The 19,639-nt window shown below is 71.8% G+C and carries 15 protein-coding genes; 10 read left to right on the forward strand and 5 right to left on the reverse strand.

Features of this window, described 5'->3' with window-relative positions:
- The first annotated feature begins 335 nt into the window (after nucleotides 1-335).
- Nucleotides 336-4,895, forward strand: coding sequence for a glutamate synthase large subunit (gene gltB, locus ACIODU_RS29880; RefSeq protein WP_401771506.1), 4,560 nt, complete (start codon nucleotides 336-338; stop codon nucleotides 4,893-4,895).
- Nucleotides 4,888-6,348, forward strand: coding sequence for a glutamate synthase subunit beta (locus ACIODU_RS29885; RefSeq protein ID WP_356424529.1), 1,461 nt, complete (start codon nucleotides 4,888-4,890; stop codon nucleotides 6,346-6,348). Before gltB ends, ACIODU_RS29885 begins: the two co-directional genes overlap by 8 nt.
- Before the next feature lie 169 nt (nucleotides 6,349-6,517).
- Here the strand turns inward: ACIODU_RS29885 and ACIODU_RS29890 are convergent, their stop codons facing one another.
- Nucleotides 6,518-7,429: a rhomboid family intramembrane serine protease gene (locus tag ACIODU_RS29890; RefSeq protein ID WP_356424526.1), complete on the reverse strand. Its 912-nt coding sequence runs from the start codon at nucleotides 7,427-7,429 to the stop codon at nucleotides 6,518-6,520.
- A gap of 170 nt (nucleotides 7,430-7,599) precedes the next feature.
- Here ACIODU_RS29890 and ACIODU_RS29895 point away from each other — a divergent pair, with 170 nt between their 5' ends.
- The 5 genes from ACIODU_RS29895 to ACIODU_RS29915 all read left to right on the forward strand — a co-directional run bounded on the left by ACIODU_RS29895 (nucleotide 7,600) and on the right by ACIODU_RS29915 (nucleotide 11,529).
- Nucleotides 7,600-8,322 (forward strand): VWA domain-containing protein, encoded by a 723-nt coding sequence (locus tag ACIODU_RS29895; protein WP_401771510.1) that lies wholly within the window; start codon nucleotides 7,600-7,602, stop codon nucleotides 8,320-8,322.
- A 210-nt stretch (nucleotides 8,323-8,532) separates the two neighbouring features.
- A complete protein-coding gene (locus ACIODU_RS29900; protein WP_015607926.1) occupies nucleotides 8,533-8,736 on the forward strand; it encodes a cold-shock protein in 204 nt (67 codons plus the stop codon).
- A gap of 105 nt (nucleotides 8,737-8,841) precedes the next feature.
- Nucleotides 8,842-10,494, forward strand: a complete 1,653-nt coding sequence (locus ACIODU_RS29905; RefSeq protein WP_401771513.1) for a DEAD/DEAH box helicase — start codon at nucleotides 8,842-8,844, stop codon at nucleotides 10,492-10,494.
- A 272-nt stretch (nucleotides 10,495-10,766) separates the two neighbouring features.
- Nucleotides 10,767-11,156, forward strand: a complete 390-nt coding sequence (locus ACIODU_RS29910; protein ID WP_161312255.1) for a ribonuclease domain-containing protein — start codon at nucleotides 10,767-10,769, stop codon at nucleotides 11,154-11,156.
- A gap of 70 nt (nucleotides 11,157-11,226) precedes the next feature.
- Complete coding sequence (locus tag ACIODU_RS29915; RefSeq protein WP_356424517.1) at nucleotides 11,227-11,529, forward strand: barstar family protein; 303 nt, start codon at nucleotides 11,227-11,229, stop codon at nucleotides 11,527-11,529.
- Between the two features lie 81 nt (nucleotides 11,530-11,610).
- On the opposite strand, the gene ACIODU_RS29920 is transcribed toward ACIODU_RS29915, so the two are convergent.
- From ACIODU_RS29920 to ACIODU_RS29935, 4 genes are all read right to left on the reverse strand, one after another.
- The gene (locus ACIODU_RS29920) at nucleotides 11,611-11,961 is read right to left on the reverse strand and encodes a helix-turn-helix domain-containing protein (protein WP_356424514.1); all 351 of its coding nucleotides are present in this window, start codon (nucleotides 11,959-11,961) and stop codon (nucleotides 11,611-11,613) included.
- Nucleotides 11,958-12,548 (reverse strand): NADPH-dependent FMN reductase, encoded by a 591-nt coding sequence (locus ACIODU_RS29925; RefSeq protein ID WP_401771517.1) that lies wholly within the window; start codon nucleotides 12,546-12,548, stop codon nucleotides 11,958-11,960. The genes ACIODU_RS29920 and ACIODU_RS29925 overlap by 4 nt, the downstream gene beginning before the upstream one ends.
- 116 nt (nucleotides 12,549-12,664) lie before the next feature.
- On the reverse strand, nucleotides 12,665-14,194 hold the full coding sequence (locus ACIODU_RS29930; RefSeq protein ID WP_401771520.1) for an ankyrin repeat domain-containing protein: 1,530 nt from the start codon (nucleotides 14,192-14,194) through the stop codon (nucleotides 12,665-12,667).
- A gap of 94 nt (nucleotides 14,195-14,288) precedes the next feature.
- A complete protein-coding gene (locus ACIODU_RS29935) occupies nucleotides 14,289-15,191 on the reverse strand; it encodes a hypothetical protein (protein ID WP_356424506.1) in 903 nt (300 codons plus the stop codon).
- 357 nt (nucleotides 15,192-15,548) lie between these two features.
- Here ACIODU_RS29935 and ACIODU_RS29940 point away from each other — a divergent pair, with 357 nt between their 5' ends.
- The 3 genes from ACIODU_RS29940 to pepN all read left to right on the forward strand — a co-directional run bounded on the left by ACIODU_RS29940 (nucleotide 15,549) and on the right by pepN (nucleotide 19,518).
- Nucleotides 15,549-16,373 (forward strand): serine protease, encoded by an 825-nt coding sequence (locus tag ACIODU_RS29940; protein ID WP_356424503.1) that lies wholly within the window; start codon nucleotides 15,549-15,551, stop codon nucleotides 16,371-16,373.
- 165 nt (nucleotides 16,374-16,538) lie between these two features.
- Nucleotides 16,539-16,883: a chorismate mutase gene (locus tag ACIODU_RS29945; RefSeq protein ID WP_356424500.1), complete on the forward strand. Its 345-nt coding sequence runs from the start codon at nucleotides 16,539-16,541 to the stop codon at nucleotides 16,881-16,883.
- Between the two features lie 133 nt (nucleotides 16,884-17,016).
- Entirely contained in the window at nucleotides 17,017-19,518 is a 2,502-nt protein-coding gene (gene pepN / locus ACIODU_RS29950; RefSeq protein ID WP_401771524.1) for an aminopeptidase N, read from the forward strand.
- The last annotated feature ends 121 nt before the right edge of the window (nucleotides 19,519-19,639 follow it).

Genomic DNA, 19,639 nt, shown 5'->3' on the forward strand with positions numbered 1-19,639 from the left:
CCATCTCCCGGGCCCCGCGCCGACCTCCCGCCGGGCCCGGATGCGACACTGGCCGGAGCGCCCCACGCACAGTCGTTACGCCGCGGTTTCGAGTCCTTAATGACCGGGCATGACCTCTGGGCGCCGCGGGCAACGATGCCTGCTCCGCACCTGCCCGGCGGGCGACGATCTGTCCGTCCGTGCCCCACATCCGCCGCTACGCGCGGTGTCCACATGTTGGAATGCGCTATCCGCTTCCTGAGAAGTCGCCCATCATGTAACCTGCACGAAATTTCTTGGAGGGCCAGCGTCGTCCCTCGGTTATCGCATATGCCACGACGACGACGGGAGTGCCAATGCGTTCCGACGCCTGGTCGCCCATGGACGGTCGCCCCGCCCCGCAAGGGATGTACGACCCCCGTAACGAACACGACGCCTGTGGTGTCGGGTTCGTGGCCACCCTTACCGGTGTTGCCAGCCACGCACTGGTGGAGCAGGCGCTGACCGTACTGCGCAATCTCGAACACCGCGGTGCCACCGGCTCCGAGCCCGATTCCGGTGACGGCGCCGGCATCCTGCTCCAGGTCCCGGACGCCTTCCTGCGCGAGGTCACCGACTTCGAGCTGCCCGAGCCCGGCGCGTACGCCGTCGGCATCGCCTTCCTCCCCGCCGACGACGCGACCGACGCCGTCTCACGGCTCGAGACGCTCGCCGCCGAAGAGGGCCTGAACGTCCTGGGCTGGCGTGACGTCCCCGTCGCCCCCGGACTGCTCGGTGCCACCGCCCGCGCGACGATGCCGGCCTTCCGCCAGCTCTTCGTCGCCGACGGTACGAGCACGGGCATCGCCCTCGACCGCAAGGCGTTCCTCCTGCGCAAGCGCGCCGAGCGGGTCGGCGGGGTGTACTTCCCCTCGCTCTCCGCCCGCACGATCGTCTACAAGGGAATGCTCACCACCGGCCAGCTGGAGCCGTTCTTCCCCGACCTGTCCGACCGCCGGTTCGCCACCGCGATCGCCCTGGTCCACTCCCGCTTCTCCACCAACACCTTCCCGAGCTGGCCGCTCGCCCACCCGTACCGCTTCGTCGCGCACAACGGCGAGATCAACACGGTCAAGGGCAACCGCAACTGGATGAAGGCCCGCGAGTCCCAGCTCGGCTCCGACCTCTTCGGCGCCGACAAGCTGGAGCGGATCTTCCCCCTCTGTACGCCGGACGCCTCCGACTCCGCGTCCTTCGACGAGGTCCTCGAACTCATCCACCTCGGCGGCCGGTCGCTGCCGCACTCCGTGCTGATGATGGTCCCCGAGGCGTGGGAGAACCACGACTCCATGGACCCGGACCGCCGCGCGTTCTACCAGTTCCACGCCACGATGATGGAGCCCTGGGACGGTCCCGCCTGCGTCACCTTCACCGACGGCACCCAGGTCGGCGCGGTCCTCGACCGCAACGGACTGCGCCCCGGCCGTTACTGGGTGACCGACGACGGCCTCGTCGTCCTCTCCTCCGAGGTCGGCGTCCTCGACATCGACCCCGCCAAGGTCGTCCGCAAGGGCCGCCTCCAGCCCGGCCGGATGTTCCTCGTCGACACCGCCGAGCACCGCATCATCGAGGACGACGAGATCAAGGCGACCCTCGCCGCCGAGAAGCCGTACAGGGAATGGCTGGAGACCGGCGAGATCGAGCTCTCCGACCTCCCCGAGCGCGAGCACATCGTGCACACCCACGCCTCGGTCACCCGCCGCCAGCAGACCTTCGGGTACACCGAGGAAGAGCTGCGCGTCCTCCTCGCGCCCATGGCCCGCAGCGGCGCCGAGCCCATCGGCTCCATGGGTACGGACTCGCCGATCGCCGCGCTCTCCGCCCGTCCCCGGCTGCTCTTCGACTACTTCACCCAGCTCTTCGCCCAGGTCACCAACCCGCCGCTGGACGCCATCCGCGAGGAGCTCGTCACCTCGCTGCGCTCCTCCCTCGGCCCGCAGGGCAACCTGCTGGAGCCGACCGCCGCGTCCTGCCGCAGCGTCACGCTCCCCTTCCCGGTGATCGACAACGACGAGCTGGCCAAGCTCGTGCACATAAACGCCGACGGCGACATGCCCGGCATGAAGGCAGCCACCCTGTCCGGCCTCTACCGCGTCAGCGGCGGCGGCGAGGCGCTGGCCGCCCGTATCGAGGAGATCCGCGCCGAGACCGACGCCGCCCTGGAGAGCGGCGCGCGGATCATCGTGCTCTCCGACCGGCACTCCGACGCCGAGCACGCCCCGATCCCCTCGCTGCTGCTCACCGCCGCCGTGCACCACCACCTCATCCGCACCAAGCAGCGCACGCAGGTCGGCCTGCTGGTCGAGGCCGGCGACGTCCGCGAGGTCCACCACGTCGCGCTCCTGATCGGGTACGGCGCCGCCGCCGTCAACCCGTACCTCGCGATGGAGTCCGTCGAGGACCTGGTCCGCGCGGGGACGTTCATCGAGGGCCTGGAGCCCGAGCAGGCGATCCGTAACCTGATCTACGCGCTCGGCAAGGGCGTCCTCAAGGTCATGTCCAAGATGGGCATCTCCACCGTCGCCTCCTACCGGGGCGCCCAGGTCTTCGAGGCCGTCGGCCTGGACCAGGACTTCGTGGAGAAGTACTTCAACGGCACCGCCACCAAGATCGGCGGCGCCGGGCTCGACATCGTCGCCCAGGAGGTCGCCGCCCGGCACGCCAAGGGCTACCCCGCCTCCGGGATCTCCGCCAGCCACCGCAAGCTGGAGATCGGCGGCGAGTACCAGTGGCGCCGCGAGGGCGAACCGCACCTGTTCGACCCCGAGACGGTCTTCCGCCTCCAGCACGCCACGCGCTCCCGCCGCTACGACATCTTCAAGAAGTACACGGAGCGCGTGAACGAGCAGTCCGAGCGCCTGATGACGCTGCGCGGCCTGTTCACCATGGCGTCCGGCCGTACCCCCGTCCCCCTGGACGAGGTCGAGCCCGCCTCCGCGATCGTCCGGCGCTTCTCCACCGGCGCCATGTCGTACGGCTCCATCTCGCAGGAGGCGCACGAGACCCTGGCCGTCGCCATGAACCAGCTCGGCGGCAAGTCCAACACCGGCGAGGGCGGCGAGGACGCGGAGCGGCTGTACGACCCGGCGCGCCGCTCGTCCATCAAGCAGGTGGCCTCCGGGCGCTTCGGCGTCACCAGCGAGTACCTGGTCAACGCCGACGACATCCAGATCAAGATGGCGCAGGGCGCCAAGCCCGGCGAGGGCGGCCAGCTGCCCGGCCACAAGGTCTACCCGTGGGTCGCCAGGACCCGGCACTCCACCCCCGGCGTCGGCCTGATCTCCCCGCCGCCGCACCACGACATCTACTCCATCGAAGACCTCGCCCAGCTCATCCACGACCTCAAGAACGCCAACCCGCGGGCCCGCATCCACGTGAAGCTGGTCTCCGAGGTCGGCGTCGGCACGGTCGCCGCCGGGGTCTCCAAGGCGCACGCCGACGTCGTCCTGATCTCGGGACACGACGGCGGTACGGGCGCCTCCCCGCTCACGTCGCTCAAGCACGCGGGCGGCCCCTGGGAGCTGGGCCTCGCCGAGACCCAGCAGACGCTGCTGCTCAACGGGCTGCGCGACCGCATCGTCGTCCAGACCGACGGCCAGCTCAAGACCGGCCGGGACGTCGTCGTCGCCGCGCTGCTCGGCGCCGAGGAGTTCGGCTTCGCGACCGCGCCGCTCGTCGTCTCCGGCTGCGTCATGATGCGCGTCTGCCACCTCGACACCTGCCCCGTCGGCATCGCCACCCAGAACCCGGTCCTGCGCGAGCGGTTCTCCGGCAAGGCCGAGTACATCGTCAACTTCTTCGAGTTCATCGCGGAGGAGGTCCGCGAGATCCTCGCCGAGCTGGGCTTCCGTACCCTCGAAGAGGCGGTCGGACACGCCGAGTTCCTGGACACCGACCGGGCCGTCGAGCACTGGAAGGCCCAGGGCCTCGACCTGGCGCCGCTGTTCCACGTACCGGCGCTGCCCGAGGGAGCCGTACGCCACCAGGTCACCATCCAGGACCACGGCCTCGCCAAGGCCCTCGACAACGAGCTGATCCGGCTCGCCGCCGACGCGCTGGGCGCCGAGAGCGCCGAGGCCGCGCAGCCCGTCCGCGCGCAGGTCGCCATCCGTAACATCAACCGCACCGTCGGTACGATGCTCGGCCACGAGGTGACCAAGAAGTTCGGCGGCGCGGGCCTGCCCGACGACACGATCGACATCACCTTCACCGGATCCGCCGGCCAGTCCTTCGGCGCGTTCCTGCCCAGCGGCGTCACCCTGCGCCTGGAGGGCGACGCGAACGACTACGTCGGCAAGGGGTTGTCCGGCGGCCGGGTGATCGTACGGCCCGACCGGGGCGCCGACCACCTCGCGGAGTTCTCCACCATCGCGGGCAACACCATCGCCTACGGCGCCACCGGCGGCGAGCTGTACCTGCGGGGCCGTACCGGCGAACGCTTCTGCGTCCGCAACTCCGGTGCCACCGTCGTCTCGGAGGGCGTGGGCGACCACGGCTGCGAGTACATGACCGGCGGCCGTGCCGTCGTCATCGGCGAGACGGGGCGCAACTTCGCGGCCGGCATGTCCGGCGGGGTCGCGTACGTCATCGACCTGGACCCGGACAACGTCAACGCCGGGAACCTGGAAGCCGTCGAGCCGCTCGACGACGCCGACAAGCGGTGGCTGCACGACGTCGTGCGCCGCCACCAGGAGGAGACGGGCTCCACCGTCGCCGACAAGCTGCTGGCCGACTGGGACGCCTCGGCGGCCCGCTTCAGCAAGATCATCCCGACCACGTACAAGGCAGTGCTCGCCGCCAAGGACGCCGCCGAGCTGGCCGGTCTCTCGGAGACCGAGACCACCGAGAAGATGATGGAGGCGGCGACCAATGGCTGACCCTAAGGGCTTTCTCACCACGGGACGCGAGGTCGCCAGGACCCGGCCCGTCGAGGAGCGCGTCAAGGACTGGAACGAGGTCTACGTCCCGGGCTCGCTGCTCCCCATCATCAGCAAGCAGGCCGGCCGCTGCATGGACTGCGGCATCCCGTTCTGCCACCAGGGCTGTCCGCTGGGGAACCTGATCCCCGAGTGGAACGACTACGCCTACCGCGAGGACTGGACGGCGGCGAGCGAGCGGCTGCACGCCACCAACAACTTCCCGGAGTTCACCGGGCGGCTGTGCCCGGCGCCCTGCGAGTCCGCGTGTGTGCTGGCGATCAACCAGCCGGCCGTCACGATCAAGAACGTCGAAGTCTCCATCATCGACAAGGCCTGGGACAGCGGCGACGTCACCCCGCAGCCGCCCGAGCGGCTCTCCGGCAAGACCGTCGCCGTCATCGGCTCGGGCCCGGCGGGACTCGCCGCCGCGCAGCAGCTGACGCGGGCCGGGCACACCGTGGTCGTGTACGAGCGGGCGGACCGCGTCGGCGGGCTGCTGCGGTACGGCATCCCCGAGTTCAAGATGGAGAAGTCGCACATCAACCGGCGCATCGAGCAGATGCGCGCGGAGGGCACCAAGTTCCGTACCGGTGTCGAGGTCGGCCGTGACATCGACGCGGTGAAGCTGCGCAAGCGGTACGACTCCGTCGTCATCGCCGCCGGGGCGACCGTCTCGCGCGACCTGCCTGTCCCGGGCCGCGAGCTCAAGGGCATCCACTTCGCGATGGAGTACCTGCCGCTGGCCAACAAGGTGCAGGAGGGGGACCTCACGGTCGCCCCCATCAGCGCAGCGGGCAAGCACGTCGTGGTCATCGGCGGCGGCGACACCGGCGCGGACTGCGTCGGTACGGCCCACCGGCAGGGCGCGGCGTCCGTCACCCAGCTGGAGATCATGCCGAGGCCGGGCGACGACCGGGCGGCGCACCAGCCGTGGCCGACGTTCCCGATGCTCTACAAGGTGACCTCCGCGCACGAGGAGGGCGGCGAGCGCGTCTACGCCGTCTCCACGACGCACTTCGAGGGCGACGCGGACGGCAACGTCCAGTCCCTGCACCTGGCCGAGGTGGAGTTCGTGAACGGCACGCTGGAGCGGAAGCCGGGCACCGAGCGGTCGATCCCGGCGCAGCTGGTCACGCTGGCGATGGGCTTCACGGGTACGGACCGGTCCAACGGCCTGGTCGAGCAGTTCGGCCTGGAGCTGGACGAGCGCGGCAACATCGCCCGCGACGAGGACTTCGCGACGAACGTTCCCGGCGTGTACGTGGCCGGGGACGCGGGGCGCGGCCAGTCCCTGATCGTCTGGGCGATCGCCGAGGGGCGCTCGGCGGCGCGGGGGGTGGACCGTCACCTGACGGGCGCCAGCGACCTGCCGTCGCCGATCCGCCCGACGGACCGGGCGCTGACGGTCTGAGCGCTCAGAGCGTTCAGCTGTCGGGCCCCCCAAGACGTCCCGTACAACGGCGTACGGGCGGTGTCGGCCCGGGGAGCGATCCCCGGGCCCTCCGCAAGGCGCGGCGCCTGCCCCCAGTCCCCGACCGGACCGCTGGCAGGCGCCGTGGCATGTGGTCTCTTTCCGGTGGTCACACTCCGCCGGTCAACGCGGACGTCTTGAGCACCACCAGGACGAGCAGCACCGCCAGCGTGCCCGCGCCCGCCGCGACCTGGAGCGCGGTCCGGTGCTTCGCCGGGCTGTACGCGAGGGCCAGGGTCACCGCGCCGCCCGTCAGGAGGCCGCCCAAGTGGCCTTCCCACGAGGTGAATCCGGCGGAGATCACCATCCAGATCAGGAACCCGGCCATGAGGCGGTTCACGGGGGCCATGGTGTGGCCCAGCCTGCGGTGGGTGACGTAGAAGGCCGCCGCGAGACCGAACAGCGCGCCGGAGGCGCCCACCGCCATGTCCTGCGGTGAGATCAGGTACACCAGCACGGAACCGCCCACCGCCGACAGCAGATACACCGTCAGATACCGGGCCCGGCCCAGCTGTTCCTCCGCGAAGCGGCCCAGTATCCAGAGCGAGTACATGTTGAAGACGATGTGCATGATCCAGAAGGTGCCGTCGGCGGGGGACTTGTGCAGGAAGGCGCCGGTGACGAGCCGGTACCACTCGCCGTCGACCACCCCCACGGTGCGCAGCTCGGGAAACTCGGGGCCGTACACGTACCACGCCCCGTCCGGACCCACACTCGCCGCGCCCAGCATGGCGAACCGGTCGACGAGATCGGGCCGCGCCAACTCGCCGAGGTAGACGAGCACGTTGAGCACGATCAGGGTGACCGTCACCACCGGCGCGGAGACCGCGGACACCCGCCCGCCGAACACGGTCCGCGCCTGCCTGACCGACCGCTGCCCCTCCCGCACGCACTCCACACAGTGGTGACCGACCGCCGCCTCCCGCATGCAGTCGGGGCATATGTACCGGTCGCACCGCGTACAGCGCACGTAGCACTCGTACTTGGGATGGCGATAGCACGTCGTGACAGCGGCCTCCATGGCCGTCTCCTTCGAGCGGGGCGGGCGTGAACGTCTCGGCCGGTGGGGCGGCGCGGCTCAAGGTAGCGAAGCCCACCGACACCAGCCACCACCGCACCGGCGCCCCCACCCCACACGGGGCGTACCCTCGGCGCACGCACGTCACCGCCCATTGATGCAGGGGGAGTTCCATGGGTTCCGCGATCAGTCTCCGCAAGGTGGAGGAGACCGCGCCCGCGCTGGTCAGCCTCTACAAGACCGCCGCGGTCTCACTGGACAAACACGGCCTCGACGACCAGCGCGCCGCCGTGTACCTGGTCCTCGACCACTCCGGCTCCATGCGGGACTACTACAAGGACGGCAGCGTCCAGGCCCTGGCCGAGCGGGTCCTCGGCCTCTCCGCACACCTGGACGACGACGGCACCGTCCCGATCGTCGTCTTCTCCACGGACATCGACGCCGAGGCCGAGATCTCGCTCGCGAACCACGTCGGCCGGGTGGACGAGATCGTCGGGACGCTGGGGCACATGGGCCGCACCAACTACCACCTGGCCATGGACGCGGTGATCGACCACCATCTGGCCGGCGGCGCCACCGCCCCGGCGCTCGTGGTCTTCCAGACGGACGGGGGGCCGACCAGCAGGCTCGCCGCCGAGCGATACCTCTGCAAGGCCGCCGGGCTGCCGATCTTCTGGCAGTTCATCGGCTTCGGCGATCCGCGCGGCAGGCAGTTCGACTTCCTGCGCCGGCTCGACGAGCTCGCCGTCCCGGCGAAGCGGCGGGTCGACAACGCCGGGTTCTTCCCCGCGGGCCGGAATCCGCGCCGGGTCGCGGACTCCACGCTGTACGACCGGTTGCTCGGCGAGTTCCCCCGCTGGCTGCGCCGGGCCCGGGAGCTGGGAATCGTGGCATGACGCCACGCGTGCCGCGTGCCGCGTGCCGAGCGACCGTGCTAGGCTTACAAGCGTTGCAGTTTTGGTACCCATGAACTTTATGTGCGCCTGACGGAAACTCGCTCAGGCGCATTATTGTTTTTGCCGGCTTCTCCGGATGGGGCTCAATGCGGCGACGAGGAATCCGTAAAGTGCGGATTTCCGGCTCTGCACCTGTTTTAGGAGAATGACATGGCTACTGGCACCGTGAAGTGGTTCAACAGCGAAAAGGGCTTCGGCTTCATCGAGCAGGACGGCGGCGGCGCCGACGTCTTCGCCCACTACTCGAACATCGCCACCCAGGGGTTCCGTGAGCTCCAGGAGGGCCAGAAGGTCTCGTTCGACGTCACGCAGGGCCAGAAGGGCCCGCAGGCGGAGAACATCGTCCCGGCCTAGTTCCCGGACGTGTACCTCGCAGCCGGGGCTCGCACCGTGCAGGTGCGGGCCCCGGCTCGCGCTGTTCTCAGGCCGCTGTTCTCAGGCCCAGGAAGGCTTTACTGAATGACTCGCCCCGAGCGGCAGGACCGTGCTGCCAGACCTGCCGGCAAACGCCCGGTGAATTCACGTGGACAAGGCTCCGCGCGCGGTACGGCGAAGGCCCCGGCCCGCCGTGCCCCCGCCCGCCCCCAGGAATTCACTCTGCCGGAGACCCTTACCCCCGCACTCCCTGCCGTCGAGGCGTTCGACGAGCTCGACATGCCCGCCGGGCTGCTCAAGACCCTCACCGCCCAGGGTGTGACGGAACCGTTCCCGATCCAGGGCGCGACCCTGCCCAATTCCCTCGCGGGCCGTGACATCCTCGGCCGCGGCCGGACCGGGTCCGGCAAGACCCTCGCCTTCGGCCTCGCGCTCCTCGCCCGCCTCGCGGGCCGCCACGCCGAGCCCAAGGCGCCCCTCGCGATGGTCCTCGTACCCACGCGTGAGCTGGCCCAGCAGGTGACCGACGCGCTCACCCCGTACGCCACCGCCGTGAACCTGAAAATGGCCACCGTCGTCGGCGGCATGTCGATCACCAAGCAGTCCGGCCAGCTGCGGCGCGGCGCCGAGGTGCTCGTCGCCACCCCCGGCAGGCTCAAGGACCTGATCGAGCGCGGCGACTGCCGGCTCGACCAGGTGGACATCACCGTCCTCGACGAGGCCGACCAGATGGCCGACATGGGCTTCATGCCGCAGGTCACCGCCCTGCTCAAGCAGGTGCGGCCCGACGGCCAGCGGATGCTGTTCTCCGCGACGCTGGACAAGAACATCGACCGGCTCGTACGGCAGTACCTGACCGACCCCGTCGTGCACTCCGTCGACCCCTCGCAGGGCGCGGTCACCACGATGGAGCACCACGTGCTGTACGTCCTGGACGAGACGGACAAGAAGGCCGTCACGACCAGGATCGCGGCCCGCGACGGCCGGGTGCTGCTCTTCCTGGACACCAAGCGCTCCGTGGACCGGCTGGTCAAGCGCCTGCTGGCCAGCGGCGTACGGGCGGCCGGCCTGCACGGCGGCCGTTCGCAGCCGCAGCGCAACCGCACCCTCGACCAGTTCAAGACCGGCCAGGTCACCGCCCTCGTGGCGACCAACGTGGCGGCCCGCGGCATCCACGTCGACGATCTCGACCTCGTCGTGAACGTCGACCCGCCCGTCGACCACAAGGACTACCTGCACCGCGGCGGACGTACCGCCCGCGCGGGGGAGTCCGGCAGCGTCGTGACGCTCGTCCTGCCCGAGCAGCGGCGGGAGATGACCCGGCTGATGTCGGACGCGGGCATCGACCCCAAGTCGGCCAGGATCAAGTCCACCGACGAGGAACTGGCCCAGCTCACCGGCGCGCGGGAGCCCTCCGGGGTGGCCGTCGTCATAGAGGTGCCGCAGCCGGTGGTCCAGCAGAAGCAGAAGCCGCGCACCGCACGCCCCGCACGGTCGGGGTCGCGGGGTGCCGGACGTACCACCGCCGGAGGTGGCGCCCGCGCCGCCGCGGGCGGCACCGGAGGCGCGCGTACGGGCGCCGGCGGCGGGGGTGCCGGAAGCGGTGCCCGTACCGGCGGAGGCGCCAGGACCGGCGGCGGTACGGGCGCGGGGGCCGGCAACGGCGGCCGCGGCCGGCGCGGCCGGGGCGGCGGCGGAGCGGGCGGCGAGGGCGGCGGACGCCGCACGGCTGCCTGACCGGCCCCGACCCCTCTGCGCGACCCGTACGAAGAAACGACACGAACGCCCGGCAGTGCCCACGCGCCGCCGGGCGTTCGTGCGTCTGTGCGTTCGCGCGTTCGTGCGTTCGTGCGTTCGTGCGTCTCCAGCCTCGCGGCGGCCGTTTTGTGACGCGGGTGACTCCTGAGACGGTACGAACGGGTTCCGGGTGGTGAACGTCCCGGAAATTCGGGCGCGTTGGGGGGACGGGGTCTTGACGTGTACATATCTACGCGCGTCATCATGGGGGCATGCGAATTCCCCCACGTATCGCCGCCCTGGGCTCCGTCGTAGCCCTCGCCTCCACCCTCCTGGTCGGCACGGCCGCCCTCAGCGCGTCCGCCGCGCCGAGCGCCGTCGGCAGCATCTGCTACGGCAGCCTGCCCTCGCAGGCCCGTACGACCCTCAACCTCATCGCCCGTGGCGGGCCGTTCCCGTACTCCCAGGACGGTGCCGTCTTCCAGAACCGCGAGCGCCTGCTCCCCCTCCAGGCGTCCAGCTACTACCACGAGTACACCGTCGTGACCCCCGGCTCCCCCGACCGCGGCGCCCGCCGCATCATCACCGGCAAGAAGGTCGACGAGGACTACTACACCTCCAACCACTACGCGTCGTTCTCGCTCGTCAACTACGGCTGCTGACACCACGTCCGCTCACCGGCCCGGGCGGCGGCGACCGCCGCCCGGGCCCAGGAAAGGTAACCTCCGTCCCATGACCGTGACCTATGTGATCGACGGGGCGGAGGTCACCGACCTGGCCAGCTTCTGGCGGGTGATCGGCGCCGCCGTGAACGGACCCGGCGGGTACTTCGGGAGCAATCTCGACGCGCTCGTGGACTGCCTGCGCGGCGGGTTCGGCACACCCGACGACGATGACTTCGCCTTCGAGTGGCGCGCGCACGACGTCTCGCGCGCGCGGCTGGACGAGGCGGCCGCCGGTACGGGGCGCTCGGTCTTCGGCGAACTCGCCGAGATCATCGAGGAGGGTGCGCCGGGAGGGCTGCGGCTCCTCTGATGCGCCGTCCGACGCGTTGTCCGGTACGTCGTCCGATACGTCGTCCGACACGACGCTGACACGCCGTCAGGCCCGTGGACCTCAGCCTGTGTGCGTACCCGCTTCCGCTTCGTCCGGCAGCGGGATCCACTTGTGCGACCAGGCGATGACCGACTCCAGCACCGGTTCCAGTTCCCGTCCCCTCTGCGTGAGGTGGTACTCGACCTGGACCGGTGTCGTGGCCACCACCCGGCGCTCGATCAGCTCGTCCCGCTGGAGCGCGCGCAGCCGCTGCGCCAGCATCGTGTCGCTGACGCCCGGGATCGCCGCCTTGATCTGCCCGTACCGGTGCTGCCCGGTGAACAGGGCGCGCAGGACCGCGCCCGTCCACCGGGTGCCGATCAGCTCGATCGCCGTGTGGAAGCGCGTGCACACCGGATGGACGGCGGTCATGGCTTCACGGCCGCCGGCTGGGGCGCGCGCAGCGGGCGCAGCGCCTCGCTCACCCGCTTCAGCTCGTCGAACATCGCCTTCGCCGAGCCGGTCATGGCGTCGTCGGCCGCGAAGCCGCCGTCCTCGGTGACGAGCCGGTGGGCGAAGGGGATGGCGACCGCCTCGAACAGCGGGGTCATCCGGAGCGTGGTGACGACCTGCTTGATCATCTGGGCCGCCCGGGTGCCCCCGGCGACGCCGCCGTAGCTGACGAGGCCGACCGGCTTGTGGTGCCACTCGTTGTGCAGGTAGTCGAGGGCGTTCTTCAGCTCCGCGTTGTAGCCGTAGTTGTACTCCGGCATGACGAACACGAAGGCGTCGCCCTCGGCGATCCTCGCGCTCCAGTCGCGGGTGTGCTGGTGGGTGTACTGCCCCAGCCGGGGGTGGTGCGGTTCGTTCATGAACGGCAGGTTCACCTCGGCGAGGTCTATCAGCTCGATGTCCTCGAAACCACCGTGCCCGCGCGCTTCCGCGTCGACCCACTGCCCGATGGTCAGGCCGATCCGGCCGGGCCTGGTGCTCGCCACGATGATCTTCAGGTGCGCCACTGCTGTCTCCTTGTGAGGGGCCGGCCGGCAGGGGGATCACCTGACCGGCACATGAGGAGACTACGGATTTCTTAGTCGATAAGCAAAACTTAGTGGCGGGGTGGATGCGTCTCCCGTCAGTGGCGCCGGGGGAGTGTCCGTTCCAGGCGCCGCCGCTCCGGCCCCTCCGGTACGTAGCGCACCGCGTCCAGAGCCGTCCGGCGCGCGCCGCCGCCCGCGTCCCCGTCCGCCAGGATCCGGGCCAACGCCCCGACGGCGCGCGGGTCCTGACGTACCGCCAGAGCGTGCGCCGCCTCGGCGGCCGTGTCCGCCTCCGGGTCCGCCAGCCGGGCCGCCAGCGCCTCCCGCAGGGCGGGTGTGTCGTCCGCCACACCCGCCAGGGCCCGGACCGCCGCCTTCCGTACGGAGGCGTCCGCGTCGCCGCTCAGCAGGACGAGCGCCCACACCCCGTCCCGGTGTCCGTCCGGTACGAGCCCGGCCAGCGCCGACGCGGCCCGCCGCCGTACCCCCGCGTCCCGGTGGCCCGTGTGGCGCAGGATCTCCGGCAGCGCGTCCGGATCGCCCTGGCGCCCGAGCCCGGTCACGACCGCGCGGACCGGTTCCGTCTCCGTGGCGCCGCGCGACAGCTCCCGCAGCAGCGCGACCACCCGGGCGGTGAACCGGTCCGTGCCGCCCGCCACGTCGGCGCCCGCCCCGCCCAGCCCCGCCAGGACGTCCGCCCCGAACGCCTGCCGCTGCGGATCCTCGTCCGCGCACCACGCGGACGCCGCCAGAAACGTTTCCTCATCGCCGCGCCGCCACAGCGCGGCCGCCGCCTCCGTCCAGTCGTCCCGGCCGGGGTCCCCGCAGCGCAGCCCCCGCCCCGCCAGCTCCTCGTACGGCGGCAGGATGCCCAGCTCGGCCTCCAGGAGTGTGGCGACGGCGGCGTGCCCCGTCTGCCGCTCCTGGCCCGCCACCGGCACGCCGTCCCGCAGCAGTTCGACCACCACGGTCTCGGAGCCGTCCTCCGCGATCCGCCGCACCACGCTCTCGTACCCGTCGCCGTACGCGCGCAGCAACTCGTCGCGCAGTTCGCGCTCCACGTCGAGCGCCATCCAGCGGCGCGCCTCTGCGAGGGCCGCGTCCAGGACGCCCGTGTCCTGGGCGCCCGCGCCGTACCGCAGCAGGACCCGGGTGGCCGACGGGGAGCCGCGGCGGGCCGCGAGGACCAGCGGCGGTTCGCCGCCGGGGCCCGGGAGGTCCGGGTCCGCGCCGTGCTCCAGCAGGGCCTCCGCCGTGTCGGGGAACCCCTGGACGGCGGCCCAGGCCAGGGCGGTGAAGCCGAACGCCTCCGGCCGGTCGGGCCGCGCGCCCGCGGCGAGCAGCGCCCGTACCACCTCGGTGTGCCCGCCGCAGGCCGCACCGCACAGGGGCAGGTCCCCGCCGTCGGGGCCGCTGCCGCGCTCCGGGTCGGCGCCGGCGGCGAGCAGCAGCCGTACCAGGCCCGGTTCGTCGCTGACGGCCGCGAGATGGAGCGCGCTCTGGCCGTCCCCGTCGGTCGCCTCGGGGGGCACGCCCGCGCGCAGCAGGCGCACGACCGTGTCGTCCGCGCCGCTGAGCACCGCCTCGAACAGGCCGGGAACACCCGCCGTCGGCTCATTCGTCATCCTTCGACCCTACGTGCGGCGCCTGTGCGGGCATCCCGGGGCCGCGGACCGGCGCGCGGCGCGCGGGACCTGCCAGGAGTCGCGCTCCCGGACGTCAGGTGTCGCACTCCAGGACCGTCCCGCACAGCCCGCAGCGCGCCCTGACCCGCCCCCGGACCGGCACCCGGATGCGCTGGTGGCAGGTCGGGCAGGGGAACGAGACGCGCAGCCCGTCGGGGAGGTGTTCGAAGGCGTACGGCAGCGCCGGGTCGGGGGCGCCCTCCACGCGGCCGGGGTGGTCGAGCGCGTACCGCCGCTCCTTCGCGTACCGGTGGCGGCCCTGCCGTCCGGCCGTGGTCAGCGGCGGCTGCTGCTCGTCGCGCAGGGCCTGCGCGCGGCCCTTCGCGTACGACGTGTACCCCTGCGGGCTGGTGAACCAGATCCGGGGGTCCTCGTCGAAGACGAGCGCCCGCTTGGCCAGGACGTAACCGAACTCCTCGGGGGTCAGATAGCCGAGCTTCTGGCTGGAGTCGCGGTCCTCGCGGTACGCGTCGAGCAGCAGCCAGCCCGCGCCTAGGTAGGTGGTCGCGGTGTCGGTCAGGATCTCGTTGTCGCGGGTGCCGGGGAAGCTCAGCCCCAGCCGGTGCAGCAGGACGTGCGTGATCTCGTGGGCGAGCGCGGCGCCGATGTCCCTGCGGTGGGTGCGGAAACGGTTGTTGAGCTCGACGAAGTACTCGGGCCCCGCGGTCAGTTCGACGCTCGCCGCGTGGTCCATGTCGCGGAAGCTGACGATCACGCGGGCGTCGGGCAGCCGGAGTTGCTGGACCAGCGCGTGGGCGACCCGCTGGGTGCCCAGATGGAGGTCGTCGTGGTCGGAGAAGGCGACGTCGGCCGGGGCGACGCTCGGCGCGTACCGGCGGACGCCCTCGGGGGAGAGGCGCCGGTAGAGCGCGGTGATCGCGGCGCGCGCGGTATCCAGGTGCGGATAGCCGTGCGCGACCTCGGTTCCGTGTGCCACGTCCGTACCCCCCTGCAAGGACGGTCCTCCGCGATCCACTGTACGGCGGCGGTGCGGCGCGCGGCCGCGCGGCCCGCGATGGTCCGGTCTGCGGAGGTACGGCCCGCGGTGGTCCGGCCCGCGGTGGTACGGCGGTGGGGCAACCCCTGGCGGTACGGCGCCGGCGCGGCGCGGGGCCGCCGTACCGGACCGTGTCCCGCGTCCGGTCAGCGGACGGCGGCCGGTGTGCACCCCCTGTCCGTGGCCGGATCCGGGTTCTTGTGGCGCGGTGGGCGCGCTCCCCATAATCCGGATCACGCTTTGTCGGGCTCATGTCAGGCCCGCTCTCCCGTTTCTCCCCCCACGAAGGGCAGATCCATGAACCAGCTCGTGCGTGCCTTCAAGAGATGCGCCGCCGCCGGTGCCGTCATCCTCGCGGCCGTCAGCCTCCAGCCCTCCTCCGCCTCCGCGTCGCCCCTGCCGGCCCCGGAGGCCCGCACCGCGGCCGTCGCGCCCATCGCGCCCCCCGTCGTCGGCGGCACCCGCGCCGCGCAGGGCGAGTTCCCCTTCATGGTCCGGCTCTCCATGGGCTGTGGCGGCGCGCTGTACTCCCCGACCATCGTCCTCACCGCCGCGCACTGCGTCAGCGGCTCGGGCAACAACACCAGCATCACCGCGACCGCCGGTGTCGTCGACCTGAACAGCACCAGCGCCATCAAGGTCCGGTCCACCAAGGTCCTCCAGGCCCCCGGTTACAACGGCGCGGGCAAGGACTGGGCGCTGATCAAGCTCGCCTCCGCGATCAACCTGCCGACGCTGAAGATCGCCACGACCACGCAGTACAACACCGGCAACTTCACCATCGCCGGCTGGGGCGGGGCGACCGAGGGCGGCGCCCAGCAGCGCTACCTCCTCAAGGCGACCGTTCCGTTCGTCTCCGACTCCGTCTGCAACGGCCCCAACTCGTACGACGGTGACGTCATAGCGTCCCAGGAGATCTGCGCCGGTTACGCCCAGGGCGGCACCGACACCTGCCAGGGCGACTCGGGCGGCCCCATGTTCCGCAAGGACAACGCGGGCGCCTTTGTCCAGGTCGGCATCGTCAGCTGGGGCAACGGCTGCGCCCGGCCGAACTACTACGGCGTGTACACCGAGGTCTCGACCTTCGCCTCCGCCATCGCCTCGGCGGCCGCCGGTCTCTGACCCCGCCCCCGGGGCCGGTCCCCGAACCGGCCCCCCGGGCCGACCGCCGTCATCCACGGACACGCCCAGCCACCCCGCGGGCGCCGGGATCACGCATCCCGCTTCACCACCCGGCGCGCGCGGGCCGGCCTGCGCCCCCCGCGGGACGGTCTAAGCTCCGACACCATGACCACGAGCAACACCGGCGTCGACGAGTCCGTACGCGCCGAACTGAACCGCCTCCGCGACAGCATCGACAACATCGACGCGGCCGTCGTCCACATGCTGGCCGAGCGCTTCAAGTGCACCCAGCAGGTCGGTGTCCTCAAGGCCGAGCACCATCTCCCACCGGCCGACCCGGCCCGCGAGTCCCGCCAGATCACCCGGCTGCGGCAGCTGGCGGAGAGCGCCCGTCTGGACCCGGCCTTCGCCGAGAAGCTTCTGAACTTCATCATCGCCGAGGTCATCCGCCACCACGAGACCATCGCCGACGAGGTGACGCAGACCGCCTCCGGCGGCGACGTCGAGTGACGGCGCGCGGGGGCCCGCCGGGCGGGATCAGCCCGGCGGCCGGGGCGCCTCCTCCGCGATCCCGGCGCCCCATCGCCCACAGCGCAACACATCCCGGTGCGCGGGCCGGGGGCGATCCGGCACCATGTCCCCCATGTCCGTACTGACGCGCGACGAAGCGCAGACCCGAGCCCAGTTCCTCGATGTGCACCGGTACACGATCGCTCTCGATCTCACCACCGGCGAGGACACCTTCGACTCCCGCACCGTCATCCACTTCACGGCGCGGGCGGCCGGGGACACCTTCGTCGAGCTCAAGCCCGCCGCGCTGCACTCCGCCACCCTCGACGGCACGGCCCTCGACCCCGCCGCGCTCGACGGGAACCGGCTCGCCCTCACCGGGCTCACCGCCGGGGCGCACGAACTGCGCATACACGCGGACATGCGCTACTCCCGCACCGGCGAGGGCATGCACCGCTTCACCGACCCCGCCGACGGCGAGACGTACACGTACACCCAGCTCTTCATGGACGACGTCCAGCGCGTCTTCGCCGCCTTCGACCAGCCCGACCTCAAGTCCGTCTTCGAGGTGACCGTCACCGCGCCCGAGGAGTGGACGGTCCTCGGCAACGGCGTCGCCACGCGCACCCCCGAAGGCCCGGCGGGACACTGGACGATCGCGCCCACCCCGCTCATCTCCACCTACCTCGTCGCGGTCGCCGCCGGCCCCTGGCACTCCGTGCGCACCGAACACGCCGGGCTGCCCTTCGGCATCCACTGCCGTCGCTCCCTCGGCCCCCACCTCGACACCGACGCCGACGAGATCCTTTCCATCACCCGCGCCTGCTTCGACCGCTACCACGAGAAGTTCGAGGAGCCGTACCCCTTCGACTCCTACGATCAGGCGTTCGTCCCGGAGTTCAACGCCGGCGCCATGGAGAACCCCGGACTCGTCACCTTCCGCGACGAGTTCATCTACCGTTCCGCCGTCACCGACACCGAGCGCCAGACGCGCGCCATGGTCGTCGCGCACGAGATGGCCCACATGTGGTTCGGCGACCTCGTCACCCTCGCCTGGTGGGACGACATCTGGCTCAACGAGTCCTTCGCCGAGTACATGGGGTACCAGATCCTCACCGAGGCCACCCGGTTCACCGACACCTGGGTCGACTTCGGCATCGCGCGGAAGGCCTGGGGGTACGACGCCGACCAGCGCCCCTCCACCCACCCCGTCGCCCCCGACCCGGACGCCGTCCCCGACACCGCCTCCGCGCTCCTCAACTTCGACGGCATCTCGTACGCCAAGGGCGCCTCCGCCCTGCGCCAACTCGTCGCCTGGCTCGGCGACAAGGACTTCCTCGCCGGCATCAACGTCCACTTCGCCCGGCACAAGTTCGGCAACGCCACCCTCGCCGACTTCATCGACAACCTGGCGTCGGCCACCGACCGCGACGTGCACGCCTGGGCCGAGCGGTGGCTGCGCACCACCGGCGTCGACACCCTCACCCCGCGCGTGACCACCGGCGACAACAGCTGGACCCTCGACGTCGTACGGGACGGCAGCAGGCCGCACCACATCTCCGTCGGTCTGTACGATTTCGACGTCGTCGACCCCACCAAACTCGTCGCGCGCGAGCGCGTCGCACTCGACGTGCCCCTCACCGAGGCGCCCGTGACCAGGCCCGGCCGCCGCCCCGCCCTCGTCGTCCTCAACGACGGCGACCTCACCTACGCAAAGGTCCGCCTCGACCCCGCCTCCTGGGACACCGCCCTGCGCGCCCTCTCCGGCGTCCCCGGCGCCCTGACCCGCGCCGTCATCTGGAACGCCGCCCGCGACATGGTCCGCGACGGCGAACTCGCCCCCACCGCCTACCTCGACGCCGCCCGCGCCCACCTGCCCCACGAGAGCGACCTCGCCCTCGTCCAGGGCGTCCTCTCCTTCGCCGCGGTCCAGATCACCGACCGCTACCTCTCCGACGACGACCGGCGCGCCGCCCTCACCACCCTCACCGCACTCTGCCGCGACCTCATCCGCCGCACCGAGGACGGCAGCAACCCCGGGCTGCGCCTCACCGCCGTACGCCACTTCATCGACGCCGCCACCCAGCCCGGCGCCCTCCAGGACTGGCTGGAGTGCGGCAGCGTCCCCGGCGGCCCCGAACTCGACCCCGAACTGCGCTGGCGGATCCTCACCCGCCTCGCGGTCCTCGGCTCCCTGGACGAGAACTCCATCGCCGCCGAACTCGCCGACGACCCCAGCGCCACCGGCCAGGAGGGCGCGGCCCGTTGCCGCGCCGCCCTGCCCGACTCCGAGGCCAAGGCCGCCGCCTGGGCCCGGCTCTTCGCCAACGACGACCTGTCCAACTACCTGTTCGCCGCCACCGCGCAGGGCTTCTGGCAGCCCGAACAGGCCGATCTCGTACGGGAGTACGTGCCCCGCTTCTACCCCGAGGCCGTCGCCCTCGCCGGCCGGCGCGGCCCCGCCATGGCCGGAGCCGCCGGGCACTACGGATTCCCGCTGCACGCGGTCGACCAGGAGGTGCTGCGCCTCGGCCAGGAGTGCCTGGACACCGCCGAGATGATCCCCGCCCTGCGCCGCAAGCTCGCCGACCAACTGGACGACCTCGCCCGCGCCCTCCGGGTACGGGGCGCCTGACCCGGGGTGGGGGGGGGGGGGGGGGGGGCCCGCCCCCCCCCCCGCCCCCCCCCCCCCCCCCCACCCCCACAACAACCCCCCCCCCCCCGGGGGGGGCCCCCGGGCCCCCCCCCCCACAAAC

Origin of the sequence: Streptomyces sp. NPDC088261 (assembly GCF_044740805.1) — a bacterium.
In the GTDB taxonomy this organism is placed as follows: Bacteria; Actinomycetota; Actinomycetes; order Streptomycetales; family Streptomycetaceae; genus Streptomyces.

Bases quoted from the DNA above. Each gene is read 5' to 3' on its own strand.
- ACIODU_RS29910 (WP_161312255.1), top strand. From the start codon at position 10,767: ATGCGAATTCCCCCACGTATCGCCGCCCTGGGCTCCGTCGTAGCCCTC.
- ACIODU_RS29940 (WP_356424503.1), top strand. From the start codon at position 15,549: ATGAACCAGCTCGTGCGTGCCTTCAAGAGATGCGCCGCCGCCGGTGCC.
- gltB (WP_401771506.1), top strand. From the start codon at position 336: ATGCGTTCCGACGCCTGGTCGCCCATGGACGGTCGCCCCGCCCCGCAA.
- ACIODU_RS29895 (WP_401771510.1), top strand. From the start codon at position 7,600: ATGGGTTCCGCGATCAGTCTCCGCAAGGTGGAGGAGACCGCGCCCGCG.
- ACIODU_RS29915 (WP_356424517.1), top strand. From the start codon at position 11,227: ATGACCGTGACCTATGTGATCGACGGGGCGGAGGTCACCGACCTGGCC.
- ACIODU_RS29885 (WP_356424529.1), top strand. From the start codon at position 4,888: ATGGCTGACCCTAAGGGCTTTCTCACCACGGGACGCGAGGTCGCCAGG.
- ACIODU_RS29920 (WP_356424514.1), bottom strand. From the start codon at position 11,961: ATGACCGCCGTCCATCCGGTGTGCACGCGCTTCCACACGGCGATCGAG.
- ACIODU_RS29900 (WP_015607926.1), top strand. From the start codon at position 8,533: ATGGCTACTGGCACCGTGAAGTGGTTCAACAGCGAAAAGGGCTTCGGC.
- ACIODU_RS29905 (WP_401771513.1), top strand. From the start codon at position 8,842: ATGACTCGCCCCGAGCGGCAGGACCGTGCTGCCAGACCTGCCGGCAAA.
- ACIODU_RS29890 (WP_356424526.1), bottom strand. From the start codon at position 7,429: ATGGAGGCCGCTGTCACGACGTGCTATCGCCATCCCAAGTACGAGTGC.
- ACIODU_RS29945 (WP_356424500.1), top strand. From the start codon at position 16,539: ATGACCACGAGCAACACCGGCGTCGACGAGTCCGTACGCGCCGAACTG.
- ACIODU_RS29930 (WP_401771520.1), bottom strand. From the start codon at position 14,194: ATGACGAATGAGCCGACGGCGGGTGTTCCCGGCCTGTTCGAGGCGGTG.
- pepN (WP_401771524.1), top strand. From the start codon at position 17,017: ATGTCCGTACTGACGCGCGACGAAGCGCAGACCCGAGCCCAGTTCCTC.